The organism is Quisquiliibacterium sp., from assembly GCF_982640115.1.
Map to the genome: position 1 here is coordinate 1 of NZ_CEXFHW010000015.1, position 25,513 is coordinate 25,513.

The window sequence follows — 25,513 nt, forward strand, 5'->3', positions numbered from 1 at the left end:
TCGGCCTGCACCGCATACCAGGTGCCCATGCCGTAGCAGGGCCCCAGGACCGCGGTGATCCACGGTGTCTCGCGCTCGCGGCCACGCTGGCCGGTCATGCCCACCCGGCCCATGCCGCCCGCACCCTGGATGTCGGGCATGCGCGCGCCCGCCGATTCCACCAGGAACACGCAGGGCAGGCCGCTGCGGCTGGCGCGCTCGCGCAGATGCATCAGCTTGCCGATGTTGCGCACCGTCGACGACGCACCCAGCGTGGTGAGATCGAAGGCAGCGACCGCGATGTCGCGGCCGTCGACCCTGCCCACACCGGTGACGATGCCGTCGGCCGGAGTGCGGTGCGCATCCTCGGCACGCGCCGAGACCGTGAACTCGCCGAACTCGCTGAAGCTGCCGGCATCACAGAGCAGCGCGATGCGTTCGCGGGCATTGAGATGGCCCTGTTCGCGGCGGGCCTGCAGTCGGGCGGGACCGCCCATGGCCTGGACCTGCGCGCGGCGCTGGGCGAGCTGGTCGGCAAGTTCGTCGTGATTCATGGGGCGCGGTCTCGGGAGCGGGCAAGCCCCGCTTATAGCACCGGCTCCCGGCAGCGGACATAACCGTGCGGTCCGCTCGGCAGCTCACCGGCAGGCCCGCGGCGCGCCTGTAGCATCGGCTCCGCGAGCGCGCGGTGCGCCTGCCGCCACCGTCGAGAGTCGCGCATGAAGTCGTCGGCATCACCCACCCATCGCGGCAACAAGGCCGCCCTGCCCAGCAAGCCCTGCGCGCGCTGCGGACTGCCCATGAGCTGGCGACGCCGCTGGGCGAAGAACTGGGACGAGGTGAAGTACTGCTCGGATGCGTGCCGGCGCGACAAGGGCGCGGGCGCGACGGGCACGCGGGGCCGGTCATGAACCGGCTGCGCGACCTGGTCATCGTGCTGGGCGACCAGCTCGACGCAAACGCATCCGCCTTCGACGGCTTCGATCCCGCGCAGGACGCGGTGTGGATGGCCGAGGTGGCCGAAGAGTCCGAGCATGTCTGGTCGGGCAAGCCGCGCATCGCGCTCTTCCTGTCGGCCATGCGCCACTTCGCGCAGGCGCTGCGCGAGGCCGGGCGGCCGCTGCACTACACCCGGCTGGAGCAGCCCGACAACCACGGCAGCCTGGCCATGCAGCTGCAGGCCGACATCGCGCGGCTGCGCCCCGCGCGTCTGGTGATGACCGCCCCCGGCGAGTGGCGGGTGCTAGAGGCCCTGCGCGCGGTGGCGCAGGCGGGCGGCCTGACCCTGGACATCCGCGAGGACCGGCACTTCTACGGGAGCGTGCGCGAGTTTGCGGCTCATGCCCGCGGCCGCAAGACGCTGCGCATGGAGTACTTCTACCGCGAGCAGCGCCGCCGCCACGGCGTGCTGATGCGCGACGGCGAGCCCGAGGGCGGCCAGTGGAACTACGACGCCGAGAACCGCGAATCCTTCGGCGCGGCCGGCCCGGGGGCCGTGCCGTCACGCGCGGTGTTTCCGCCCGACGCCATCACGCGCGAGGTGATCGCGCTGGTCGAGGCCCGATTTCCGGCGCACCCCGGCTCGCTGAGGGACTTCGCCTGGCCGGTCAGCCGCGCGCAGGCGCTCATCGCGCTCGAGCGATTCATCGCCGAGCGGCTACCGCTCTTCGGCCGCTACCAGGATGCGATGTGGCCGGGCGACCCCTGGCTCTATCACGCCCAGATTTCGGCAGCGCTGAACCTGAAGCTGCTCGATCCGCGCGAGGCGGTCGATGCCGCGGTGGCCGCCTTCCATGCCGGCGCCGCGCCGCTGCCCAGCGTGGAAGGCTTCGTGAGGCAGATCCTGGGCTGGCGCGAGTACGTGCGCGGCATCTACTGGACCCGCATGCCGGGCTATGGCGAGCTCAACGCACTGCAGGCGCAGGCCGAACTGCCAGCCTGGTACTGGACCGGCGAGACCGACCTCGCCTGCCTGCGCGACACCCTCGAGCAGACCCTGGCGCACGGCTATGCCAACCACATCCAGCGGCTGATGGTCACCGGCCTGTACGCGCTGCTGCTTGGCGTGGAACCGGCGCAGATCCATGCCTGGTTCCTCGCGGTGCATGTGGACGCGGTGGAGTGGGTGGAACTGCCGAACACCCTGGGCATGAGCCAGTACGCCGATGGCGGCCTGATGGCGAGCAAGCCCTATGTGGCCACCGGGCGCTACATCCAGCGCATGAGCCCGCACTGCCAGGGCTGCCGCTACCGCCCGGACCAGTCGGTGGGCGAGCGGGCCTGCCCGTTCACCACCCTGTACTGGGACTTTCTGCTGCGCCACGAGACGCTGATGGCGGGCAATCCGCGCATGGCGCTGCAGGTACGCAATCTGGCCCGGCTCGATGAGGCGCAGCGAGACGCGGTGCGGGCGCGAGCCGCCGCGATCCGCCAGGGTGAGGTGGGATCGGCGGGCTGAGTCGGCAGACCTAGCTGTCGCCCTGATCGAGGCTCACGATCACCGCGGCATTGGCGATGATGATCGAATCGCCACCGGCCTCGGCCGGGATCTCCAGACCACCGTGCACCGCGGTGACCGTGACCGTGCCGTAAGGCAGCTCGGCCGCCACCGCCTTCGTGTCCACCGCCGCGGGATCGGGCACACCGACGGTGACATCGACGATCATGTCCTGCGGCGTCTTGCCGACCATCCGGAAGAAGCCCAGGCTGCTGTGGCGGATCGCGTCCGACACCGCGCGACGCGCGGCCTTGGTCGCGTCACGGCCATGGACATCGACCCCCATTCCCATCTCGGTGATGCAACGCACGCGGGCCATCGGGTTTCCTTGCGGGGTGGGGTTGGAAGGGCAGCGAAGCCGCCGCACTCAGCGACCGAACAACCGCGCGATCCGCTCGAGCAGGGAGGCGTCGGCCCGCACCCGAGCGAAGGTCTCTTCGTCGAAATACACCTCGTTGGGCTCGAGCCGACGCCAGAGCCGATAGCCCTGGCCGGCCATGTAATCCCGGTATTCGGGCTTGTCGAACAGATTCTCGAGGATGACGACCCTGGGCCGGTATTTTCCGAGTGAAAGCCCGCGCAGGACATTCAGCTCCCAGCCTTCGACATCGATCGCGAGCAGATCGATCCGTTCGAGGTCGGGCTCGTGCTCGGCGAGGATGGCGTCGAGGCGCCGCACGCGCACCTTGATCGCGCGGACCTCGGTGGATTTCTCGACGGTGCGATGCAGCTCGCGGAATTCATCCTTGATGCCGAGCGACGAGAAGGACTCGAAGCTGACCGATCCACCAAGATACTCAGCGCCCTTGGAATCGACCACGAAGAAATCCTGGTCGTCGGCATCGACATCGCTGCAGGCATACTGGTGCACCGTGTAGCCGCGCGCGCGATGCAGCTCGCAGAAATCGGGATTCGGTTCGATGCCGATGACTCTCCAGCCGTTTTCACGAAAGCTGGCGGAGATCGACAGAAAATCAGGCCGGGCTGCGCCGACCTCGACGAGCACGCCGGGGCGGGCCCGATCATCGCCGAACACCAGCTTCTGGACGACGCGATCGACATTCTTCTCTGCGGTCATGGTCGATGGCTTTCGCGGCGGCAGATGTCGGCGCCGATGATAGCACCGCACCCCGTCACGACCCGGGCGGCATCAGCCTGGGCCCGCAGCCCTCCCCAGGGGCCATGCCCGGAAGAACGCCCTGACCCGATCGACGAAGCACGCCCGCTGCTCCAGCTTCCCAGCAGGGCTGGCCGCGGCGATCGCCGCGCGACAGGCACAATGGCGATGCGCGACCGCCCGCCGCGGCGCCTGCCATGCGGCTTGTCGGTCAAGGCCATCCATCGTCATTGCCACTCGGGGGACTGTCACTGTCATGAGGATTGCCACCTGGAACGTGAACTCGCTGAAGATCCGACTGCCGCACCTGCTGGAGTGGCTGGCCGCCGATCCGATCGATGTGGTCTGCCTGCAGGAGACCAAGCTGATCGACGAGCGCTTCCCCCGCGAGGCGCTCGCGCAGGCCGGCTATGCGGCGGCCTTCAGCGGTCAGCCCACCTACAACGGCGTGGCCATCCTCACCCGCGTGGCCAGTGTCGGTGAGCCTGCCGAGGTGCTGGTGGGCAATCCGCGTCTGGCCGACGAGCAGCGCCGGCTGATCAGCGCCACCGTGGCCGGCATCCGGGTGGTCTGCGCGTATTTCCCCAACGGGCAATCGCTCGACTCGGAGAAGTACCCCTACAAGCTCGGCTGGCTCGATGCGCTGATCGACTGGCTGGGCCCGCAGATCGCGGCCGGTCAGCCGCTCGCGCTCGCCGGCGACTACAACATCGCCCCCGAGGCGCGCGATGTGCGCAACCCCGCGCAGTGGGAGGGTCAGGTGCTGTGCTCGCCACCCGAGCGGGAGCGCTTCGCGAAGCTGCTCGCGCTCGGCATGGTCGACACCTTCCGGCTCTTCGATCAGCCCGAGAAGATCTTCACCTGGTGGGACTACCGGCAGATGGCCTTCCGGCGCAATGACGGTCTGCGGATCGACCATGTGCTGGTCAGCCGCAACCTGCAGCCGCGGGTGACCGCCTGCACCGTGGCGAAGGCCTTGCGCGCACGCGAGCAACCCTCGGATCACGCACCGGTGGTGGTGGAGCTCAGCCCGGCCTGAGCCGGGATGGCGGTCGCCTCAGCGCCCGTCGTCCTCGAGGTGCAGTTCCTGGATCTTGCGGGTGATGGTGTTGCGCCCGATGCCCAGACGCTGCGCGGCGTCGATCCGCCGGCCGCGGGTGTGCCGCAAGGCGGTGCGGATGACCGCGCTCTCGAACTCGCGCGTGAGGCGATCCATCAGGTCGCTGTGGACCTCCGCATCGGGCTGCGGAGAGCGGTCGACCTGAGCCGCCAGCAGCGCCGAGACTTCGCGCTCGAGCAACGCCGCCCAGCGCGCGGCCGAGGCTGCGTCAGCAGCCGCCATCGACACGCCATGGGCGCTGCCATGCCCCGCAAGCGCCGTCTGGCCCGGAAACCCATTGGCCGCCAAGGGCTGCCCGCCATGCGATGGCGGCACATGGCCCGGGGGCGGCTGAAAAGGCTGCGGGTACACCACGGCCATGGCCTCGTGCCCACGGGCCGGGTCGCCGTGATCGGCGACCATGCCCGGCGACTCGAGGCCGGCGCCGGGGCGGCCATCACCGGCCTCGGCGCGAACCTCGGGCGGCAGATCCTTCACGCCCACGGTCTGCGAAGGCGCCATCACGCTGAGCCAGTGGCAGACATTCTCCAGCTGGCGCACATTCCCGGGCCAGCTGAATCGCCCAAGGGCCGCGTGCGCCTCCTCGGTGAGCCGCTTGGGTTCGACACCGAGCTCGCGGGCGCTGCGCTGCAGGAAGTGCCGCGCCAGCAGCGGCACATCATCGGAACGCTCGCGCAGCGCGGGCAGGCGCAGCCGGATCACATTGAGGCGATGGAACAGATCCTCGCGGAACAGGCCCTTGCGGACCCGATCCTCGAGATTCTGGTGGGTGGCCGCGATCACGCGCACATTGGCGCGAAGCGGCTGATGCCCGCCCACGCGATAGAAGTTGCCATCGGCCAGCACCCGCAGCAGGCGGGTCTGGAGGTCAGGCGGCATGTCGCCGATCTCGTCGAGGAACAGCGTGCCTCCCTCGGCCTGCTCGAAGCGGCCGCGACGGGTCTGCTGGGCGCCGGTGAAGGCGCCGCGCTCATGGCCGAAGAGCTCGGACTCGAGCAGGTCGCGGGGAATGGCGGCGGTGTTCAGCGCCACGAAGGCCTGGCCCTTGCGGGGACTGTGATCGTGCAGCGCGCGCGCCACCAGCTCCTTGCCAGTGCCCGACTCGCCAGTGATCAGCACCGTGACATGGGAGTTGGACAGGCGCCCGATCGCGCGGAACACCTCCTGCATCGCGGGCGCCTTGCCGAGGATCTCGAGCTCGCCCGCGGCCACCTCGTCGACCACCTCCTCGGGCACGCTCTCCTGGACCGCGCGGCGGATCAGGTCGATGGCCTTGGGCAGATCGAAGGGCTTGGGCAGATATTCGAAGGCCCCGCCCTGGAAGGCCGACACCGCGCTCTCCAGGTCGGAGAAGGCGGTCATGATGATCACCGGCAGCGCAGGCCGGCGCTCCTTCACCTTCTGCAGCAGCTCGATGCCGTTCTCGCCCGGCATGCGGATGTCGGAGACCAGCACCCGTGGCGCGCCGTCCTCGAAGGCCCTCAGGCACTCCCGCGCGGTGGAGAACACCCGCACATCGAAGCCCTCGCGGGTGAGCGCGCGCTCGAGCACCCAGCGTATCGACTGGTCATCGTCAACGATCCATACCGAGTTCATGTGTGCGCCCTGGTCTGCGTGGACCTGCGCCTAGACGATCGGCAACAGAATCCTGAATTCAGTCCGCCCCGGCCTGCTATCGCACTCGATCACGCCACCGTGCTGCTGCACGAAGCTCTGCGCGAGCGACAGGCCAAGACCGCTGCCCCCTTCCCGTCCCGACACCAGCGGAAAGAAGATCCGATCACGGATCGCTTCCGGGATGCCGGGGCCGTTGTCGATCACATGCAAATCCAGTGCCAGCTTGTGACGACGGCCACCGATCACAGTCTGACGACTGATGCGCGAGCGCAGGATGATGCGCCCGGCACCGGCCAGGGCCAGAGCCGCGTTGCGCACGATGTTCATCACCACCTGGATCAGCTGCTCCTTGTCGCCGCGGAACTCCGGCAGGCTGGCGTCGTAATCGCGCTCGAACACCAGGCTCGGGCCGTACTCGGCCTGCACCACCGAGCGGACCCGCTCGAAGACCTCGTGGATGTTCATGGGCTGCACGACCCGGGCGTGGCGGTGCGGCGCGAGCAGGCGATCGACCAGCGCCTGCAGGCGGTCGGCCTCCTTGATGATCACCTGGGTGTACTCCCGCAGCGCCGGCGAGGGCAGTTCGGTCTCGAGCAGCTGCGCCGCGCCGCGCAGGCCGCCCCGCGGGTTCTTGATCTCGTGGGCGAGGTTGCGCACCAGTTCGCGGTTGGCCGGCGCGGAATCGAGCAGCTTGGATTCACGCTCCTGGCGCAGACGCTGCGCGATCGGGCGGAACTCCATCAGCAGCACGCCCAGCGGGCTGTCGAGCGCAGCGGCGGTGGAGGAGAGTTCGAGCGGCTCACGGCCGGCGCGCTCGAGCACCAGTTCCTGATGCTTGTGGCCGAAGGCCGCCCGGCAGGCATCGAGCACCAGCGCATCGATGATGCCGCCGTTGACGAACAGCCGGGCGAAGTTCTGGCCGCGGATCAGCCGGTTGGAAACCTCGAAGAGCTGCTCACCGGCCTGGTTGATGAAGACGATTGCGCCGTGGGGATCGAGCACCACGGCCGCGCTGCCGAGAAGGTCGAGGCCGGCCAGCAGCGATTCGGGACGCCGGCGGCGGTCTTCATGGTCGGGAGGCAGGAGGGTCATCGCCCGCCCCCGGTGCTCAGTTGCGGATGGCGGCCAGTTCCTGGCGGATGCTGACGATGTTGCTCTCGGCGCGGCCGATGTCCTCGCGCATGCGCTGCACCCGCTCGAGGTACTTCAGGTAGTTGCGCTCGTCGCCGCGGCGCTCGGGCTCGCCGTTGTTGAACGCGGTGCGCAACTCGGCCAGCCGGGCTTCCTCCTTGCGCAGCTCGTCCTCGAGGATGCGGCGGCGATCGCCGTCGAGCGTGCGCTGGGCGGAGGTGTCCACCTTGGGGAAGGCCGCAGGTGGTGCGGCTGCGGCAGGTCCGCCTGCGGCCGGGCGCTGGGTGGCCCCGGTGGGCGGGAAGGGTCCGGGTGCTGGCGGGATCGGCGCCGCGGGCGCGCCTGCCGCGCCGGCCTTGGGGGCAACCGGCTTGGGTGCGGGAATGACGGTGATGCTGGCATCGACCACACGGCACTGGCGCTCGGTCGCGGGCCCGGGTGCCGGCGCATTGGTGTACTCGATCACGCCGCTGGCGGATTCGCAGCGGTAGATCTGCGCCGGTGCGGGCGCGGCGATCAGGGTCAGCCCGACCATCAGGCCGAGCCTGCGGAGATGCCGGATCACGGTGTCCTCGGGAGGGGGTGGGGCATGGCCGACTATACCGCGCCCCCTCTGCCGGCAGACTGACCGATCGTCTGATGCCAGAGCGACGATCGGCGCAAATGCACGGCAAATCCCCGGCATTTGCGCGAGAAACGACAAAGGGCCGGCAGGCCGGCCCTTCGCGGTCATCACGGAGGGGAGCGGTCACGCCGCGCCCCGCCCGCTCAGAGGGAGTAGTACATGTCGAACTCCACCGGATGGGTGGTCATGCGGAAGCGGGTGACTTCCTCGCTCTTGAGCGCGATGTAGGCATCGATCATCTCGTCGCTGAACACGCCGCCGCGGGTGAGGAACTCGCGATCCTTGTCGAGATACTCGAGCGCCTGGTCGAGCGACGAGCACACGGTGGGGATCTTCGCGTCTTCTTCGGGCGGCAGGTCATACAGGTTCTTGTCAGCCGCCTCGCCCGGGTGGATCTTGTTCTGCACACCATCCAGGCCGGCCATCAGCATGGCCGAGAAGGCCAGGTAGGGGTTGGCGGTGGGATCCGGGAAGCGCACCTCGATGCGGCGACCCTTGGGGTTGCTCACATAGGGAATGCGGATCGAGGCCGAGCGGTTGCGCGCCGAGTAGGCGAGTTTCACCGGGGCTTCGAAGCCGGGAACCAGTCGCTTGTAGGAGTTGGTGCCGGGATTGGTGATCGCGTTCAGGGCACGGGCGTGCTTGATGATGCCGCCGATGTAGTAGAGCGCGAACTCGGACAGGCCCGCGTAACCATTGCCGGCAAACAGGTTGACCCCGTCCTTCCAGACCGACTGGTGGCAGTGCATGCCGGAGCCGTTGTCACCCACGACCGGCTTGGGCATGAAGGTGGCGGTCTTGCCGTAGCTGTGGGCCACATTGAGCACCACGTACTTCAGGATCTGCAGCCAGTCGGCACGCTGCACCAGCGTGGAGAACTTGGTGCCGATTTCGCACTGACCCGGGGCAGCCACCTCATGGTGGTGCACCTCGACCGGGACGCCCATCTGCTCCAGGAGCAGGCACATCTCGGAGCGCATGTCCTGGAAGGAATCCACCGGGGGCACGGGGAAATAGCCGCCCTTGACCGCAGGCCGATGGCCCAGGTTGCCGCCTTCGAACTCCTTGCCGGTGCTCCAGGGCGCTTCCTCGGAGTTGATCTTCACCCCGCAGCCGGACATGTCGACATTCCAGGTGACCGAGTCGAAGATGAAGAATTCGGGTTCGGGACCGAAGAAGGCGGTATCGCCCAGCCCGCTGGCCTTCAGATAGGCCTCGGCGCGCTTGGCGAGCGAGCGCGGGTCGCGGGAGTAGCCCTTGCCGTCGGAGGGCTCGATCACGTCACAGGACAGGATCAGGGTGGGTTCCTCGCGGAACGGATCCATGTTCGCGGTGGCGGGATCGGGCATCAGCAGCATGTCGGAGGCCTCGATGCCTTTCCAGCCGGCGATCGAGGATCCGTCGAAGGCGTGGCCGCTGACGAACTTGTCCTCGTCGAAATGGCTGACCGGCACCGTGACGTGCTGCTCCTTGCCGCGGGTATCGGTGAAGCGGAAATCAACGAACTTGACCTCGTTGTCCGTCACCATCTTCATGACGTCTTTGGCGCTCGCCATTCGGACTCTCCTGGGTAACTGCTGTCGGGTTTGAAAGGGGTAAATCAAAAGCCGCGCGATTGTCGGCGCATTTCTGCAGCCAGGCAAACCTGCCGGAAATCAAGCAGAAATCATGCCATGAACTCGGCAGCAACGCCCCCGGCTGGGGCATGAGAATTCAGGGACTTAGCGATCGACCACGCTCTGCGCACCAGGAACGAGCGCACGTTTTTGGTGCGCTCCCATGATACGCACAAATAGGGTGCACCGCAGCCGCGATCGCCGCCGGCTCAAGCCAGGAAGATCGACTGCAGGTCATTGAGGAAGTCCAGGCCCCGCGGGCTCGCCCGGAAGCGCGACGGGTCGGCGTCGATCAGGCCTGCCGCGAGGGCCTCACGCAGCGGCGCCGCCAGCACGGCCGCGCTCAGCCCGGTGCGCTCGTCGAACAGCGCGCAGGGCACACCCTCCACCAGCCGCAGGGCGTTGAGCATGAACTCGAAGGGCAGATCGGCGGCTTCGAGCAGGCGCTCGGTTTCGACGGCGCGGCCGGCCAGGGCCGCCTCCTGGTAGCGCTGCGGGTGCCGGTAGCGCGCCTGGCGCAGGACACCGCTGGCCGAGGAGATCTTGCCGTGGGCACCGGCACCGATGCCGAGGTAGTCGCCGAACTCCCAGTAGTTGAGGTTGTGACGGCAGCGGTGGCCAGCCCGCGCGAAGGCCGACACCTCGTAGCGCGCGAGCCCCTCGGCGGCGAGGCGCGCCTGCACAAGCGCCTGCATGTCGGCGGCCAGATCCTCGTCGGGCAATGGCGGCGGATGGCGTGCGAACAGCGTGTTGGGCTCGAGGGTGAGGTGATAGGCGCTCAGATGTGGCGGCTCGAAACCGAGCGCGGTATCGATGTCGGCGGCCAGATCGGCCAGGCTCTGGCCGGGCAGCGCGTACATGAGGTCGAGGTTGAAGCTGGCGAAGTGACGCGCCGCCTCGGCGACCGCGGCGCGCGCCTGTTCGCCGTCATGCACCCGGCCGATCGCGCGCAGCAGTCGGTCATCGAAGCTCTGGACCCCGATCGACAGCCGGGTGACGCCGGCGCGGGCGAAATCGGCAAACCGGCCCGTCTCGAAGGTGCCGGGGTTGGCCTCGAGGGTGATCTCGGCGCCCGCCGCCAGACGGATCCGCGCGCGCACCATGGCGAGCAGGGCGTCGATCGAGGCCGGCGAGAACAGACTGGGCGTTCCCCCGCCGATGAACACCGTCTGCACGCTGCGGCCCCACACCAGCGGCAGCGCGGCCTCGAGATCGGCCTGCAGCGCATCCAGATACGCGCGCTCGGGCAGGCCCGCCAGTTCGGTCGCCCCGCCGCGCCATTCATGCGAGTTGAAGTCGCAGTAGGGGCACTTGCGCAGACACCAGGGCAGGTGGATGTAGAGCGAGAGCGGCGGCAGCTGCGTGAGCGGCACCGGGCCGCGGGCCGGCGCGGCCCGACGCACCACCGACACCGGCCGGGCATCGCTCATCGGGCCGTCGCGCGCCGCGAATGCTCAGACCAGACCGGCACGGCGCAGACGGTCCTGCAGGTCGCGCATCGCCTGTCCGCGATGGCTCAGCGCGTTCTTGCGCTCGGGGCTGAGCTCGGCCACGGTGCAGCCCAGCTCGGGCAGCAGGAAGTGCGGGTCATAGCCGAAGCCGGCCTCGCCTCGGGGGGTGTCGATGAACTCGCCGCGCCACAGGCCATCGGCCACCACCGGCTGCGGGTCGTCCGGCGAGCGCACCAGCACCAGCACGCAGTAATAGTGGCCGCTGCGGCTGGCGGCCTGCCGCAGCTGGCTGGCCACCAGGCGGTTATTGGCGATGTCATCGCGCGGACCGCCGGCGAGCTCGGCCCAGCGCGCAGAATGCACACCGGGGGCGCCGCCGAGCGCGTCGAGGCACAGCCCGGAGTCGTCGGCGATCGCGGGCAGGCCGGCGGCGGCGCTGGCGTGGCGCGCCTTGGCGAGCGCATTCTCGAGGAAGGTGGCGTGCGGCTCGGGGGCATCGGCGATGCCGAGTTCGCGCTGGCCGACACCGCTCACCCCGAAAGGCGCCAGCAGGGCGGCAAACTCGCGCAGCTTGCCGGCATTGCCCGAGGCGATCACCACCCGGCTCAGACGGCCGGCGCCCGCCGCCGCGTTCACGGCAACGGCTGCCCGAGTGCGGACTGCTGGGCGCGCACCAGGTCGGCGATGCCCGCGCGGGCGAGTTCGAGCAGCGCATCGGCCTGCGCACGATCGAAGGGTTCGCCCTCGGCCGTGCCCTGGATCTCGACGAAGCCCCCGGCCGCGGTCATGACCACGTTCATGTCGGTGTCGCAGGCCGAATCCTCGGCGTAATCGAGGTCGAGCACCGGCACGCCCTGCCACAGGCCGACCGATACCGCGGCCACCGCCTGCCGCAGGGGCGAAGCGGCAAGCCGGCCCGTGGCCAGCAGCCCGGTGACGGCATCGTGCGCAGCCACCCAGGCACCGGTGATGGCAGCGGTGCGGGTGCCGCCGTCGGCCTGCAGCACATCGCAGTCGAGGGTGATGGTGCGCTCACCGAGCGCCGGCAGGTCGAACACCGCCCGCAGGCTGCGCCCGATGAGCCGCTGGATCTCCTGGGTGCGGCCCGACTGGCGGCCGCGCGCGGCCTCGCGATCGCCGCGGGTGTGGGTGGCCCTGGGCAGCATGCCGTACTCGGCCGTGACCCAGCCCTGGCCGCGCCCACGCAGGAAGCCGGGGACCTTGTCTTCGACGCTGGCGGTGCACAGCACCCGGGTGTCGCCGAACTCGACCAGCACCGAGCCCTCGGCATGGCGGGTGAAGCCCCGGGTGAAGCGCACCGGGCGCAACTGGGCGGGCGCGCGGCCGCTGGGGCGCAGGCAGGGGGCGGCGATGGCGGAGGCAGTCATGCCCGGCATTCTACGGGGCGATGACCCGGGGACGGGCGATGCCGGCAGGCTCCCGTGCGCGGGGCCCGACGCGCCTGCGCCCTCAGCGGGCGGCCGTGCGGGCGATCTCGTCCTGGATTTCGGCCACGGCCCGGTCGATGTCGGCCTCGGTGATCGGCGGCTCGGGCTCGGCGTCGGGGCTGATGTCGATGGTGGTGGTGACCGCGCCGCGCAGCAGGGCGGCTCCGGTCATCGGCGACGTGGCCGGCGCGTCGCTGTCCCAGCGCATGGCGAGCGCGGTGGCGTTGTCGGCCAGGCGGCCGGCAGCGGCCACGCTGCGTCGGACCAGATCGGGCACCGCGCGCTTCACATCGGCGCCGATGAAGCCCTCGATGAGCGCGCCCTCGGCCAGCGGCGCCCATACCCCGTCACTGCAGAGCAGCAGCAGATCGCCCGGCTGCAGCGTGGCGCCAGGGCTGACCTCGATGGTGGGCTGAAAAGGCGAGCCCAGACAGTTGAGCACCTTGTTGCGATCGGGGTGACGATTCTCGGCGCCTGGCGCGAGGAGCCCCATGGCAAGCAGGGACTCGACCTTGGAGTGGTCGCGGGTGCGCGAGACCACCGTACCGTTGCGGATCCAGTAGGCACGCGAATCGCCGGCATGCGCCCACCAGGCCTTGCCGCCCTGCACCAGGCAGGCCACCACCGTGGTGCGCGGCGACTCGCTCATGCCATGGGTGACCTGGTACTGGAGGATGTCGCGGTGGGCCTGCAGCAGGGCCTCGTCCAGGAAGGCCGGCGGATCGGCCAGCGCGGGCTGGGCCTGGCGCTGGAAGCTGGAGGCGACCGACTGCATCGCCACCTGCGCCGCCGCCTCGCCGCGCTGATGACCGCCCATGCCGTCGGCGACCAGCATGAGCAGGCAATCGCGCGTGAACGCGTAGCCCATGCGGTCCTGGTTGATGGGACGCGCCCCGGTGAGGCTGTCCTGGTAGATGCTGAACTTCATCGGGCCGGCCGGCGCGACCGCGCTCAGGATTCGAAGGGCGTGGTGGCCGGATCGCGACGGCGGCGGCCGAGGGCGCCCGCCATGGTGTCCAGAAAGCGCGACAGGCCGCCGCCGCGGGCATCGCCCTCGTCGGGCCGGTCGGCCACGGTGTCGCGCAGCGCCTTCTGCAGCGCGAACACGCTCTGCGGGCGATCGGTGGGATCGAGGCTCATGCACCAGGTGACGGTGTCGACCAGCCCGGCCGAGTAGTGGTCGCGGGCGCGATCGAGCTGATCCTCGAGGCGATCATCGAGCTGGCGCTGGTCGGCGGCCTGCGGCGGCGCGCCGAGCATGCAGGCGTACATGGACGCGCCCAGCCCGTAGACATCGGTCCAGGGGCCCAGCGTCATGCCGCGGCGATAGAGCTCGGGGGCGGCGAACCCCGGGGTGTACATCGGAAAGAGCTTGGGCGCATCGAGCGACAGGGTCTGCCGCGCCGCGCCGAAATCGAGCAGCATGGGCGAGGCATCCATGCGCAGGTAGACGTTGGCGGGCTTCAGGTCGAGATGGAGCAGCCGGTTGGCATGCACTTCGCGCAGGCCGTTCATCACCAGGTGGAACACACGGCGGATATGACGCTCGGCGATCACCTGCGCACCCTCGCCGGCGCGCCGGCGCAGCACCAGGTCCTGCAGCGTGCGGCCCTCCTCATGGGCCATGACCAGGTACACGGTCTCGTTGGCGCGAAAGAAGTTGACCACCCGCACCACGTTGGGATGGAGGATGCGGGCCAGCGCCCTGCCCTCCTCGAAGAAGCACTTCAGGCCGTTGCGGTAGGTGTTCAGGTGCTCGGGCGACACCAGGGGCACGAGCTCGCCCGGTGCACGGCTGACCAGGGTGGCCGGCAGGTATTCCTTGATGGCATAGCGCACGCCCTCGGCATCACGGGCGAGATACACGATCGAGAAGCCGCCGCTGGCGATCTTCTTTAGAATCCGGTACCCGCCGATCTCGAGGCCGTTGGGCAGGGCTGCGTTGGTCTGTGAGGGCATGATGGCGAGCCGGTCTTCCGTGGTCCGGGTCCGAGGGGCCAGCCCAAACCTGGATGCATCTCTTGAACAAGCACACACCGATCCAGAGCATGACCGGCTTCGCCGCCGTGTTCCACGACACCGAGACCGGCCGCCTGCAGCTGGAGTTGCGCAGCGTGAACTCGCGCTTCCTCGACCTGCAGCTGCGCATGCCCGATGACCTGAGGTTGGCCGAACCGGCGCTGCGGGAACTGCTCACCGCCGGCATCGCCCGCGGCAAGGTGGAGTGTCGCATCTCGCTGCAGCGCGCAGGCGGCGAAACCCGACAGCCGGTGATCGATCGGGGACTGCTGGCACAACTGGTGACCGTGGCCGGGCAGATCGCCGGCGCCGCGCCGGGCGCCGCCCCGCCCACCGTGGCCGACCTGATGCGATGGCCCGGCCTGATCGCCGAGCCCAGCGCCGACACCGAGGCCCTGCAGCAGGCCGTGGTGACGGCGGCGCGCGCCGCCCTGGCCGAGTTCTCGGCCAGCCGGGCCCGCGAGGGCGCGCGGCTGGCCGCGATCATCGGCGAGCGCGGCGCGCAGATGCGGGCGCATGTCGCCGCCGTGCGCGCCGCGGCGCCGGCGCTGCTCGCGGCGTTCGAAGCCCGGCTGGTCGAGCGGCTGCGCAACGCGCTGGGCAGCGCGGCGGGTGGCGGTGGCCAGCCGCTGGAACCGTTGATGGATCGCATCGGCCAGGAGGTCACGCTGCACGGCATGCGTATCGATGTCGCCGAGGAGATCGCCCGCCTCGACACCCATCTCGACGAGCTCGACCGCATCCTTGCCGCCGGCGGCGCGGTCGGCAAGCGCCTGGACTTCCTGCTGCAGGAACTCAACCGCGAAGCCAACACCCTGGGCTCCAAGGGCGCCAGCGTCGACCTCACCGCCACCGTGATCGAGCTCAAGCTGCTGATCGAGCAGATCCGCGAGCAGGTGCAGAACCTGGAATGAGCATGAACCCCAGCCCCCTTCCGCCCACCGACGGCGCCGGCAGCGTCTTCGCGGTGGTCGCCCCCTCGGGCGCCGGCAAGACCTCGCTGGTGCGCGCCATGCTCGAGCAGCGTCCGCGCATGGAGCTGTCGATCTCCTTCACCACCCGCGCGCCGCGGCCCGGTGAGCGCGACGGCGTCGACTACCACTTCATCTCCGACGCCGACTTCCAGCGGCGCCGCGAGGCCGGCGAGTTCCTCGAGTGGGCACGGGTCCATGACAACCACTACGCCACCTCGCGCGCCTGGATCGCCGGGCGGGTGGCCGCCGGGCGCGACATCGTGCTCGAGATCGACTGGCAGGGCGCGATGCAGGTGCGCGGGCTCATGCCCGAGACCGTGGGCGTCTTCATCGCGCCGCCCTCGGTGCAGACTCTTCGCGAGCGCCTGGTCCGGCGCGGTCAGGACAGCCCGGCGGTGATCGAGCGCCGGGTGGCGGCGGCCCGCGAGGAGCTCGCCCAGGCCCACCGCTTTGATTACCTGATCGTCAACCAGGATTTCGACCTCGCCCTGCGCGAGCTGCTGGCGGTGGTCGATGCCGCCGGCATGCGCTTCGCGCGCCAGCGCGCGCGCCATCCCGAGCTCTTCCGGGCGCTGTTCGGCTCGGACCCTGCCGTCGACTGATCAGTCAGCCTGGCGCTGGCCAGGCGCGCTGCGGGGGAACGGGCCAGGCTCGACCCTCGGCTCGAGCAGCAAGATCGGGTATCATCGGCGGTCGATCTGTCGTTTCCGCACAAAGGCTCCGCCATGGCCCGCATCACCGTCGAAGACTGCCTGAAGCAGATTCCCAACCGCTTCGAGCTCACCCTGGCGGCCACCTACCGCGCCCGCATGCTGGCGCAGGGGCACACCCCGCGCATCGAGACCAAGGACAAGCCCACGGTGACCGCGCTGCGCGAGATCGCCACCGGCAAGATCGGCATCGAGATGCTCAGGCGGGTGCCCACCTGAGGCCCACCCGGGCCGGTTGACCATGCCCCCGCCCCCCGGTCCAACCGTCCCTGCCGCCGTCAGCGGCCGTCGCGCCCGCCGCGATCAGCCGCCCCTGCCCGCAGAACCGGCCGCCAGCGCCTTCATCGCCGCCCCTGACGGCCGTCAGGTGGTCAGTCTGGCCAGCCTCACCCAGGCTGCCGAAGCCTACCTTCCGCCCGAAGACATCAAGCGCATCCGCGAGGCCTACCGCTTCAGCGACGACGCGCACCTCGGGCAGTTCCGCAGCAGCGGCGAGCCCTACATCTCGCACCCGATCGAGGTCGCGCGCATCTGCGCCGGCTGGAAGCTCGACACCGAGTCGCTCATGGCCGCGCTGCTGCACGATGTCATGGAAGACTCGGGCGTGGCCAAGCAGGCGCTGATGGAGCGCTTCGGTCCGCAGGTGGCCGATCTGGTCGACGGCCTGTCCAAGCTCGACCGCATGCACTTCGAGAGCAAGGAGCAGCAGCAGGCCGAGAGCTTTCGCAAGATGCTGCTGGCCATGGCGCGCGATGTGCGGGTGATGCTGGTCAAGCTCGCCGACCGCCTGCACAACATGCGCACCCTCGAGGCGGTCGAGCCGGCCAAGCGCCGGCGCATCGCCGCCGAGACCCTCGACATCTACGCCCCCATCGCCAACCGGCTGGGGCTGCGCAAGCTCTTCCTCGAGCTGCTCGACCTGTCATTCCGGCACCGCCATCCCACCCGCCACCGGGTGCTGCTCAAGGCGATGCTGGCGGCGCGCGGCAACCGGCGCGAGGTGCTCAGCCGCATCCTCGAGGCGGTGCAGAAGACCCTGCCCGAGTCCGGCGTGCCGGCCGAGGTCTATGGCCGCGAGAAGGCGCTCTACGGCATCTACCGCAAGATGAAGGACAAGCGGCTGTCCTTCTCGCAGGTGCTCGATGTCTACGGCTTCCGGGTGGTGGTCGACACCATCCCGCAGTGCTACCTCGCGCTGGGCGCGCTGCACAGCACCTTCAAGCCGGTGCCGGGCCGCTTCAAGGACTACATCGCCATCCCCAAGGTGAACGGCTACCAGTCGCTGCACACCACGCTGGTCGGCCCCTTCGGCACGCCGGTGGAGTTCCAGATCCGCACCCGCGAGATGCAGCGCGTCGCCGAGGCCGGTGTGGCCGCACACTGGCTCTACAAGGCCGAGAAGGAAAGCTTCTCGGAGCTGCAGAAGCGCACCCACCAGTGGCTGCAGTCGCTGCTCGACATCCAGCACCAGACCGGCGATTCGCTCGAGTTCATCGAGCATGTGAAGGTCGATCTCTTCCCTGATGCGGTCTATGTGTTCACCCCGCGCGGCCAGATCCGCGCGCTGCCGCGCGGCGCCACCCTCATCGACTTCGCCTACAGCGTGCACACCGACATCGGCGACCAGGCGGTGGCGGGCCGGGTGAACCAGCAGGCGGTGCCGCTGCGCACCGAACTGCAGAACGGCGACGCGGTCGAGGTGATCACCGATCCCAACTCGCGCCCCAACCCGGGCTGGCTCGCCTTCGTGCGCACCGGCAAGGCCCGCGCCGAGATCCGCCACGCCCTGCGCACCCTGAAGCTGGCCGAGTCCGTCGAACTCGGCCGACGGCTGCTCGAGCAGTCACTGGCGGCGCTGCGCATCGACGCCGCGGCGATCGGCGCAGCTGCGCTGGAGCGCGGCGCCCGTGACGCCGGCGCGCGCTCGCTCGACGAACTGCACGCCGACATCGGCCTGGGCAAGCGGCTGGCGCCGGTGGTGGCCCGCACCATCGCGCTGCAGTTCGCCACCAAGCCCGCGGCCGCGGCGCTGATCATGCCGCGCCCGGCGCCGATCTTCGTGCAGGGCAACGAGGGCTCGGCGGTGCAGTACTCGCCGTGCTGCCTGCCGCTTCCGGGCGACGCGATCATCGGGCACCTGCGTGGTGGCCACGGTCTGGCCCTGCACCGCGACGACTGCGCCACCGCAGCGCGTCAGCGCACCAAGGACGCCGAACGCTGGATCGATGTGCAATGGGCCGACGAGATCAGCGGCCAGTTCCTGTGCGGCATCGAGGTGCTGGTCAATGACGACCGCGGCGTGCTCGGCAAGGTGGCCGCCGAGATCGCCACCGCGGGCGCGAACATCGTGAATGTCGCCATGGACGCGCAGTCGGAACGCACCGCCGCGCTGCGCTTCTCGATCCAGGTGAAAGACCGCGTCCATCTCGCCAGGGTCATGCGCAATCTGCGTACCCTGCCCGAGGTGGGCCGCATCACGCGGCTCTGAGCGGACGCCCGCCGCGGCGCCGCGCGGCGGCCTGAGGCCTCAGCGGCCCGGCGGCGGGCGGCGGCCCAGGGCCGCGCCCAGCAGCACCACGGCCGCCGCACCCAGCGCCAGCAGCGCCGCCACCGCGAGCACCGGCCGATAGCCGCCGAGCGCATCGCGCCCCAGACCGAAAAGCGCCGGCCCGGCGGCCGAACTGAACTGGATCAGCATGGCAGCCGCGCCGTAAGTGGCGCCGAAGGCGGCCGCGCCGAATTCCCGTCGCACCACCACCGGCGCGAGCGTGGTCACCTGGCCGATGCCCCAGCCATAGAGAAGGCTCGCGCCCACCAGCACCGCCGGCGCCGGCCAGGCGGCGATCGCGCCCAGCGCCAGGGCCTGGGCGAGCATCGCGGCGGCCGACAGGCCGCGCACGCTCAGCCGGTCGACCACCCGGGCGAGCAGCAGGCGTCCGGCAAAGGCGGTGAGGCCGGTGGCGCTGACCAGCGCGCCCGCGCCGGCCACGCCCAGCAGCGGCGCAGCCAGCGCCACATGATGGGTGATGAAGCCGATCTGCACCGTGAGCGCCAGCGCGAAGGCCGTGGCGCAGCTCCAGAGCAGCATCCGCGGACGGCCGCGGGCAGCCAGCGGTGCCGCGATGGGGGTGACCACCGCTCCCGCAGGCAGCGACTCACCATCGGGCAGCAGACCGAGATCGGCTGGCCCGCGGTGACGCAGCACCCGCCGGATCAGCGGCAGCAGCAGCGCCAGGGCGGCCAGCGCCACCGCCAGGAGGCCCGCCGTCACGCCCAGCCCCTGCACGGCAGCCAGCAGCAGCGGCACGCCGAGGATCGCGCCCAGGCTGGCCCCCATGATCGCCAGGGTGATCGAGCGGCCCTGGTGACGCTCGAACCAGGGCGCCACGGTGGCCGAGAGCGCGGTGGTCGACAGGCAGGCCCAGCCGATGCCGATCAGCACGAAGCAGGGATAGAGCTGCCAGGGCGTACGCGCCTGGCCGACCAGCGCCACCCCGACGGTCATGGCGAGCAGGCCGGCGGTGAGCACCGGTCGCGGGCCGCGGCGATCGATGGCCCGGCCCACCACCCGCTGCAGAGAGGCCGCCACGAGGAAGAAGGCGGTGATCGCCAGGGCCACCTGCGACACCGGCCATCCGCGCGCCTGGGTGATGGCCTGCAGATACACGCTGGCGCCGAACAGGCCGAGCGACCAGGCCACACCGGCCACCGCGAAGCACGCCGCCACCACCCGCCAGCCGTGGTAGCGCGCGGCGTTCATCGACCCCGCGCAGGCTCGGGCTCGGGATAGCGGATGGCGATCACCTCGAGCTCATCGACGCCCTGCGGCGTGCGCAGGCTGAGCACATCGCCCTCGCGGGCCTTGATCAGCGCCTTGGCCACCGGCGAGATCCAGCTCACCCGCCCCGCGGCCGGGTCGACCTCGTCGATGCCGACGATGGTCACGGTCTCCTCGGTGTCGCCGTTGCGCAGGTAGGTGACGGTGGCGCCGAAGAAGACCTGCTCGCGATGCTCCTGGCGCGAGGGATCGACCACCACCGCGGCATCGAGACGGCGGGTGAGAAATCGGATGCGGCGGTCGATCTCGCGCAGCCGGCGCTTGCCGTAGATGTAGTCGCCGTTCTCGGAGCGGTCGCCGTTGGAGGCGGCCCAGGAGACCACCCGGACCACCTCGGGCCGATCGGAGTCGATCAGCCGCAGCAGCTCGGCGCGGATGGCGGCGTGGCCGGCCGGGGTGATGTAGTTGCGCGGCGCGGACGGGTCCTGCGCGGGATCGGGCCGGTCGTCATCCTCGTCGTCCTGGTCCTCGCGGACGAAGGCCTTGCTCATCGGGTGCTCCCCCGCGACGGCGGCTCAGTTGCCGGCCACGCTCATGCGATCGATGAGCAGCGAGGCGCAGCGGTAGCCGCCGCGCTGAACGGTGTCGGAGCCCACGGCGGTGATGCCATGGAACATCTCGGCGAGATTGCCGGCGATGGTGATCTCCTCGACCGGGTAGGCGATCACGCCCTTCTCGACCCAGAAACCGCTGGCGCCGCGCGAGTAGTCACCAGTCACCGGGTTGACACCCTGGCCCATCAGGTCGGTGACGAACAGACCGGTGCCCAGGCGCTCGAGCATCGCCGGCAGGTCATCGAGCTGACGGGTGTGGCGGCTGGTGAGCGAGAGGTTGTGCGCGCCGCCGGCGTTGCCCGTGGTCTTCATGCCGAGCTTGCGTGCCGAGTAGGTGGACAGGAAGTAGCCGTGCAGCCGGCCGCCGGCCACCACCACGCGGCGAGCGGTGCGCACGCCTTCGCTGTCGAAGGGCGCGCTGCCGGATTCGGCGGGCAGATGCGGGTCCTCGGTGATGTCGACATGGCCCGGGAAGACATCCTTGCCGAGCGAATCGAGCAGGAAGCTGGTGCGGCGGTAGAGCGCGCCGCCGCTCACCGCCTGCACGAAATGGCCGAGCAGCCCGCAGGCGAGCGGTGCCTCGAAGAGCACCGGCACCTTGCAGGTGTCGAGCTTGCGTGCGGCCAGGCGCGAGAGCGCGCGTTGCGCCGCGTAGCGGCCCACGCGCGCCGGGTCGGCCAGGCGCTGCGGCACCACCGAGGCGCTGTACCAGTCGTCGCGCTGCATGGCCTCGCCCAGGCGGGCGATCGGCGCGCAGCCGATGGAGTGACGGCTGTAGGGATAGCCCCCGGCAAAGCCCAGGGTGTTGGCCGACACGAACTGGCCATGGTTCACATTGACCCAGGCGCCATCGGAGTTGGCGATGAGCGGGCTCACCGCGAAGGCCGCCGCCTCCATGCGGCTGGCCAGTTCCACCGCGGCCTCGACGCTGATGTCCCAGGGATGGAACAGGTCGAGCGCCGGGATCTCGCGGGCGATGGTGTCGGCATCGGGCAGGCCGGCGAACTCGTCCTCGCCGGTGTAACGGGCGATCTCGAAGGCCGCGGCCACGGTCTGGGTGAGCGCGGCGCCGGAGAAATCGCTGCTGCTGGCATGGCCACGACGCTGGCCGACATGCACCGTGACGCCCAGACCCTTGTCGCGGGTCTGCTCGATGGTCTCGACGCCACCCTTGCGCACCGTGACCGCCAGACCGGAAGACTCGCTGACATCGACCGAGGCATCGGTGGCGCCCAGGCGGCGGGCCTGGGCCAGGCACTCGGCGGCGATCTCGTGCAGTCGGGAGGCGTCGTATTCGAACATGGGCAGGCTCGCGGTGGTGGCCGGGTATCATACCGACAACCACCGCGCCGCCTGGCGCGCCCCCGCGCAGCGTCCCGACTGCGCTCACCGGACATCGCCGTGAGGCACGCCAACCGACCGCCCGTGATGGAGCAGCCCCGGCCGCGGGCCGCCGAACCCGCGCCCAGCGGGCCCAGCAAGTCGCAGCGCAAGCGCGACATGCATGCCCTGCAGGAACTCGGCGAGGAACTGGTCGCGCTGCAACCGGCCCGGCTGCGCAGCCTGGCCCTGCCCGAGTCGCTGCTGGAGGCGATCGAGCAGGCGCAGCGGATCAGCTCGCGCGAGGGGCGTCGGCGGCAGCTGCAGCTGATCGGCAAGCTGATGCGCCAGGTCGATGCCGACCCGATCCGCGACGCGCTCGCGGTCGACGGCAACCGCCACCGCCAGGAGGTGGCGCTGATGCACTCGGCCGAGCACTGGCGCGAGCAGCTGCTCGCGCAGGCCGACGCGCTGGCACGGTTCCGGCAGCGTCACCCCACGGCGGCGCAGGCGGCCGACTGGCCGGCGCTCGTCGCCGCGGCACGGGCCGAGCATGCCGCCGGCCAGCCCGCGCGGCGCTACCGTGAGCTCTACCGGGCGCTGCATGCGGCGCTGATCGCCGAGGCCGCGCCGCCGCCTTCCCCCGCCACGTCCGCACTCTCCGAATGAGCACAGAAGCGTCCCTGAAAATCGGCCTGGTCTCGATCAGCGACCGCGCCTCCGGCGGCGTCTACCAGGACCAGGGCATCCCAGCCCTGCAGGCGTGGCTGACCGGCGCGCTGCGCACGCCCTTCCAGGTGGTCACCCGACTGATCCCCGACGAGCAGCCCGTCATCGAACGCGCGCTGATCGAGCTCGTCGACGAGGCCGGCTGTTCGCTGGTGCTCACCACCGGCGGCACCGGGCCGGCACTGCGCGATGTCACTCCCGAGGCCACCCGGGCGGTCGCGCACAAGGAGATGCCCGGCTTTGGCGAGCAGATGCGCCAGATCAGCCTGAACTTCGTGCCCACCGCGATCCTGTCGCGGCAGGTGGCGGTCATCCGCGGTCAGGCGCTGATCATCAATCTGCCGGGCCAGCCCAAGTCGATCCGCGAGACCCTGGAAGGGGTGCGGGATGCTGATGGCAGCCAGCGCGTGCCCGGCATCTTCGCGGCCGTGCCCTACTGCCTCGACCTGATCGGCGCGCCCTACCTCGAGACCGACGAGTCGGTCTGCAAGGCCTTCCGGCCCAAGAGCGCGCAACGCCCGGCCGGACGCTGACGCCGGCCAGCGCCTCAGGCCAGCCGACGACTGGCCTGCGACACACCGGCCACCGCGCGCAGGGCCGCCAGCGCGCGGTTCAGGGCAGCGGCGTCGGGCACCTCGACCGTGAACTCCATGTGTGCCGTGTCGGCGCGGCTGCGGGTGCGCACCGCGGTGACGTTGAGCCGGTCGCGGGCGAAGACCTCGGAGACATCGCGCAGCAGGCCCTGGCGGTCGGCCGCCACCACCCGCAGATCGACCTCGTAGCCACGACGCTCGTCGACGCGAGCCGGTTCGCCCCAGTCGACCGCCAGCACCCGCTCGGGTGCGCGCCGGGCCATCTGCGCGAAGCTGGCGCAGCCGGCGCGATGCACCGACACGCCGCGGCCGCGGGTGACGAAGCCGCAGATCGGGTCGGGCGGCACCGGGCGGCAGCAGCGCGCCACCTGGGTGAGCAGGAGATCGACACCCATCACCAGCACGCCATCACCGCCGGCCCGCGGCCGGGCCCGGGCGCGCTGCGCGGCGGCTGCCAGCGCCGCGGCTGCAGGATCGGCCTCGACCGGCGGCGGCGCCGGCCCGCGCACCGCCTCCTCGAGCATCCGGGGGCCGATCTCCTCGCGAGCCACCGCCACGAACAGCGTCTGCGGGTCTGACTGCCCCAGGCGCGTGGCCAGCTCGTCGAAGGCCAGGGCGGTGCGCCCCTCCCGGGCGAGTACCCGCTCGACCTTCTCGCGCCCGGTGGCGACATCGCGTTCGAGGTCGAGCGCGTGGAACCACTGGCGCACCTTGTGTCGCGCGCGCGATGAATGCACATAGCCGAGCTGCGGGTTGAGCCAGTCGCGCGAGGGGCCCTCGCTGCCGGCACCCGGCCGTGCCGTGAGGATCTCGACCGTCTGGCCATTGGCCAGCGGGGTGTTCAGCGGCACGAGCTGGCCGTCGACCCGGGCGCCGCGGCAGCGATGACCCAGGGTGCTGTGCAACTGGTAGGCGAAGTCCACCGGGGTGGAACCGGCCGGCAGCTCGATCACCCGGGCCTGCGGGGTGAGCACATAGATGCGCTCGGGAGCGGCCCGCAGCGGGCCAGGCCCGGGCGCGCCCGCCGGCGTAGGCCCGCCCGCGGCCGGTGGTGACCCCAGTCGCTCGCCAAGCTCACGCTGCCAGGCAAGCAGCTGGCGCATCCAGGCGATGCGCTCGTCCTGCGCGGCGCCCGCGCGCCCGGCCGCGCCCTGACCCGCGGCCCGCTCCTTGTAACGCCAGTGGGATGCCACGCCGTACTCGGCAAACCGGTGCATCTCGCGGGTGCGGATCTGGACCTCGAGAGAGCGGCCGTCATCGGCCAGCACCACGGTGTGCAGGGACTGGTAGCCGTTGGGCTTGGGCCGCGCGATGTAGTCGTCGAACTCGCTGTGCACCGGCGTGAACCGGGCGTGGATCAGCGCCAGGGCCGCGTAGCAGTCGCGCACGTCGGCCACGATGACCCGGACCCCGCGCAGGTCATGGACCTGCTCGAGGGCGAGCTGCTTGCCGCGCATCTTGGACCAGATGCTGTGCAGGTGCTTGGGCCGGCCGCTGACCTCGGCACCGAGCCCGCCGGCGGCGAGCAGTTCGCGCAGCAGGGCCATGGCGCCGGCGACGAAGTCCTCCCGTTCGTGGCGCTTGGCCTCGAGCTGACGGGCGAGATCGCGATAGATTTCGGGTGACTGGAACCGGAAGGCAAGGTCCTCGAGTTCCCACTTGAGCTGCCACAGGCCCAGGCGGTTGGCGAGCGGCGCGAGCACCTCGAGGGTCTCCTCGCAGACCGCCTCGGCCGGTGGCTGGCGGCTGGCGGCATGCCAGCGCAGGGTTTGCAGACGCGAGGCCAGTCGCAGGATGACCACCCGGATGTCCACCGCCATCGCGAGCAGCATCCGGCGCAGCGGCTCGGCCCGGTCGGGGTCGGCCAGCGGCGCCGCCTGCGGCGCACGGGTGATCTCGCGCAGCCGCAGCACCTGGCGCATGCCCTCCACCAGCGTGGCGACATCGGCCTCGAAGCGCGCCTTGACCAGTTCCGGGGAGATGGCCGCGCCACCGGCGGCCAGCACCGCCGCGATCACCGTGGGCTCATCGGCCTGCAGCTCGCGCAGGATGGCCACCATGCCCTGCGCATGATCGATCGCCGGCTCGCCGCTGCGGTTGCGCTGTTCCGCGCACAGCCGGCGCAACAGCGCCATGGCCTCGTCAAGGCCGGGCGGCTCGCGGGCGGGCAGCGCC

25 protein-coding genes are annotated in these 25,513 nt (G+C 70.6%); 9 read left to right on the forward strand and 16 right to left on the reverse strand.

The annotated features are described in order from the left end of the window. Positions 1 to 533 (reverse strand): carboxyl transferase domain-containing protein (locus AC2H6A_RS03240; RefSeq protein ID WP_484271696.1); only part of this gene is annotated, 533 nt, incomplete at its 3' end. A 165-nt stretch (positions 534 to 698) separates the two neighbouring features. On the opposite strand from AC2H6A_RS03240, the gene AC2H6A_RS03245 reads away from it, so the two are divergent. After that, entirely contained in the window at positions 699 to 890 is a 192-nt protein-coding gene (locus AC2H6A_RS03245; RefSeq protein WP_484271697.1) for a DUF2256 domain-containing protein, read from the forward strand. Further along, positions 887 to 2,437, forward strand: a complete 1,551-nt coding sequence (locus AC2H6A_RS03250) for a cryptochrome/photolyase family protein (protein ID WP_484271698.1) — start codon at positions 887 to 889, stop codon at positions 2,435 to 2,437. Before AC2H6A_RS03245 ends, AC2H6A_RS03250 begins: the two co-directional genes overlap by 4 nt. A gap of 10 nt (positions 2,438 to 2,447) precedes the next feature. On the opposite strand, the gene AC2H6A_RS03255 is transcribed toward AC2H6A_RS03250, so the two are convergent. Both AC2H6A_RS03255 and AC2H6A_RS03260 read right to left on the reverse strand, forming a co-directional pair. Next, positions 2,448 to 2,795: a Lin0512 family protein gene (locus AC2H6A_RS03255; RefSeq protein ID WP_484271699.1), complete on the reverse strand. Its 348-nt coding sequence runs from the start codon at positions 2,793 to 2,795 to the stop codon at positions 2,448 to 2,450. 48 nt (positions 2,796 to 2,843) lie between these two features. Further along, positions 2,844 to 3,554, reverse strand: coding sequence for an FkbM family methyltransferase (locus AC2H6A_RS03260; RefSeq protein WP_484271700.1), 711 nt, complete (start codon positions 3,552 to 3,554; stop codon positions 2,844 to 2,846). A 295-nt stretch (positions 3,555 to 3,849) separates the two neighbouring features. On the opposite strand from AC2H6A_RS03260, the gene xth reads away from it, so the two are divergent. Next, a complete protein-coding gene (xth, locus tag AC2H6A_RS03265) occupies positions 3,850 to 4,632 on the forward strand; it encodes an exodeoxyribonuclease III (protein ID WP_484271701.1) in 783 nt (260 codons plus the stop codon). A gap of 18 nt (positions 4,633 to 4,650) precedes the next feature. On the opposite strand, the gene ntrC is transcribed toward xth, so the two are convergent. From ntrC to AC2H6A_RS03310, 9 genes are all read right to left on the reverse strand, one after another. Next, the gene (gene ntrC, locus AC2H6A_RS03270; RefSeq protein WP_484271702.1) at positions 4,651 to 6,309 is read right to left on the reverse strand and encodes a nitrogen regulation protein NR(I); all 1,659 of its coding nucleotides are present in this window, start codon (positions 6,307 to 6,309) and stop codon (positions 4,651 to 4,653) included. A gap of 30 nt (positions 6,310 to 6,339) precedes the next feature. Further along, positions 6,340 to 7,422 (reverse strand): nitrogen regulation protein NR(II), encoded by a 1,083-nt coding sequence (gene glnL / locus AC2H6A_RS03275; RefSeq protein ID WP_484271703.1) that lies wholly within the window; start codon positions 7,420 to 7,422, stop codon positions 6,340 to 6,342. Positions 7,423 to 7,438: 16 nt separating this feature from the next. Next, on the reverse strand, positions 7,439 to 8,026 hold the full coding sequence (locus tag AC2H6A_RS03280; protein WP_484271704.1) for a DUF4124 domain-containing protein: 588 nt from the start codon (positions 8,024 to 8,026) through the stop codon (positions 7,439 to 7,441). A 203-nt stretch (positions 8,027 to 8,229) separates the two neighbouring features. After that, a complete protein-coding gene (gene glnA / locus AC2H6A_RS03285) occupies positions 8,230 to 9,642 on the reverse strand; it encodes a type I glutamate--ammonia ligase (RefSeq protein WP_484271705.1) in 1,413 nt (470 codons plus the stop codon). Positions 9,643 to 9,911: 269 nt separating this feature from the next. Continuing rightward, a complete protein-coding gene (gene hemW / locus AC2H6A_RS03290; protein ID WP_484271706.1) occupies positions 9,912 to 11,132 on the reverse strand; it encodes a radical SAM family heme chaperone HemW in 1,221 nt (406 codons plus the stop codon). 24 nt (positions 11,133 to 11,156) lie between these two features. Further along, entirely contained in the window at positions 11,157 to 11,762 is a 606-nt protein-coding gene (rdgB, locus tag AC2H6A_RS03295) for an RdgB/HAM1 family non-canonical purine NTP pyrophosphatase (protein ID WP_484271727.1), read from the reverse strand. 23 nt (positions 11,763 to 11,785) lie between these two features. After that, positions 11,786 to 12,541, reverse strand: a complete 756-nt coding sequence (gene rph, locus AC2H6A_RS03300; protein WP_484271707.1) for a ribonuclease PH — start codon at positions 12,539 to 12,541, stop codon at positions 11,786 to 11,788. An 82-nt stretch (positions 12,542 to 12,623) separates the two neighbouring features. Then, positions 12,624 to 13,529 (reverse strand): PP2C family protein-serine/threonine phosphatase, encoded by a 906-nt coding sequence (locus AC2H6A_RS03305; RefSeq protein ID WP_484271708.1) that lies wholly within the window; start codon positions 13,527 to 13,529, stop codon positions 12,624 to 12,626. Positions 13,530 to 13,552: 23 nt separating this feature from the next. After that, complete coding sequence (locus AC2H6A_RS03310; RefSeq protein ID WP_484271709.1) at positions 13,553 to 14,560, reverse strand: serine/threonine protein kinase; 1,008 nt, start codon at positions 14,558 to 14,560, stop codon at positions 13,553 to 13,555. Between the two features lie 62 nt (positions 14,561 to 14,622). Between AC2H6A_RS03310 and AC2H6A_RS03315 the strand changes: the two genes are divergently transcribed. From AC2H6A_RS03315 to AC2H6A_RS03330, 4 genes are all read left to right on the forward strand, one after another. Beyond that, positions 14,623 to 15,534 carry a YicC/YloC family endoribonuclease gene (locus AC2H6A_RS03315; protein WP_484271710.1) on the forward strand — a complete coding sequence of 304 codons (912 nt, stop codon included), beginning with the start codon at positions 14,623 to 14,625 and terminating at the stop codon, positions 15,532 to 15,534. Next, positions 15,531 to 16,196: a guanylate kinase gene (gmk, locus tag AC2H6A_RS03320; RefSeq protein ID WP_484271711.1), complete on the forward strand. Its 666-nt coding sequence runs from the start codon at positions 15,531 to 15,533 to the stop codon at positions 16,194 to 16,196. The genes AC2H6A_RS03315 and gmk overlap by 4 nt, the downstream gene beginning before the upstream one ends. A gap of 123 nt (positions 16,197 to 16,319) precedes the next feature. Further along, positions 16,320 to 16,523, forward strand: coding sequence for a DNA-directed RNA polymerase subunit omega (rpoZ, locus tag AC2H6A_RS03325; RefSeq protein ID WP_484271712.1), 204 nt, complete (start codon positions 16,320 to 16,322; stop codon positions 16,521 to 16,523). A 22-nt stretch (positions 16,524 to 16,545) separates the two neighbouring features. Beyond that, on the forward strand, positions 16,546 to 18,792 hold the full coding sequence (locus AC2H6A_RS03330) for a RelA/SpoT family protein (protein WP_484271713.1): 2,247 nt from the start codon (positions 16,546 to 16,548) through the stop codon (positions 18,790 to 18,792). Positions 18,793 to 18,831: 39 nt separating this feature from the next. Here AC2H6A_RS03330 and AC2H6A_RS03335 read toward each other — a convergent pair whose 3' ends face one another. The 3 genes from AC2H6A_RS03335 to pmbA are packed head-to-tail and all read right to left on the reverse strand — an operon-like array spanning position 18,832 to position 21,998. Further along, positions 18,832 to 20,064, reverse strand: coding sequence for an MFS transporter (locus tag AC2H6A_RS03335; protein ID WP_484271714.1), 1,233 nt, complete (start codon positions 20,062 to 20,064; stop codon positions 18,832 to 18,834). After that, entirely contained in the window at positions 20,061 to 20,633 is a 573-nt protein-coding gene (gene greB / locus AC2H6A_RS03340) for a transcription elongation factor GreB (RefSeq protein WP_484271715.1), read from the reverse strand. Before greB ends, AC2H6A_RS03335 begins: the two co-directional genes overlap by 4 nt. 24 nt (positions 20,634 to 20,657) lie before the next feature. After that, a complete protein-coding gene (gene pmbA / locus AC2H6A_RS03345; protein ID WP_484271716.1) occupies positions 20,658 to 21,998 on the reverse strand; it encodes a metalloprotease PmbA in 1,341 nt (446 codons plus the stop codon). Positions 21,999 to 22,097: 99 nt separating this feature from the next. On the opposite strand from pmbA, the gene yjgA reads away from it, so the two are divergent. After that, positions 22,098 to 22,685 (forward strand): ribosome biogenesis factor YjgA, encoded by a 588-nt coding sequence (gene yjgA / locus AC2H6A_RS03350; protein ID WP_484271717.1) that lies wholly within the window; start codon positions 22,098 to 22,100, stop codon positions 22,683 to 22,685. After that, positions 22,682 to 23,278 carry a molybdopterin adenylyltransferase gene (gene mog / locus AC2H6A_RS03355; RefSeq protein WP_484271718.1) on the forward strand — a complete coding sequence of 199 codons (597 nt, stop codon included), beginning with the start codon at positions 22,682 to 22,684 and terminating at the stop codon, positions 23,276 to 23,278. Before yjgA ends, mog begins: the two co-directional genes overlap by 4 nt. Positions 23,279 to 23,292: 14 nt before the next feature. On the opposite strand, the gene AC2H6A_RS03360 is transcribed toward mog, so the two are convergent. Next, on the reverse strand, positions 23,293 to 25,473 hold the full coding sequence (locus AC2H6A_RS03360) for a RelA/SpoT family protein (protein WP_484271728.1): 2,181 nt from the start codon (positions 25,471 to 25,473) through the stop codon (positions 23,293 to 23,295). Positions 25,474 to 25,513: the final 40 nt, after the last annotated feature.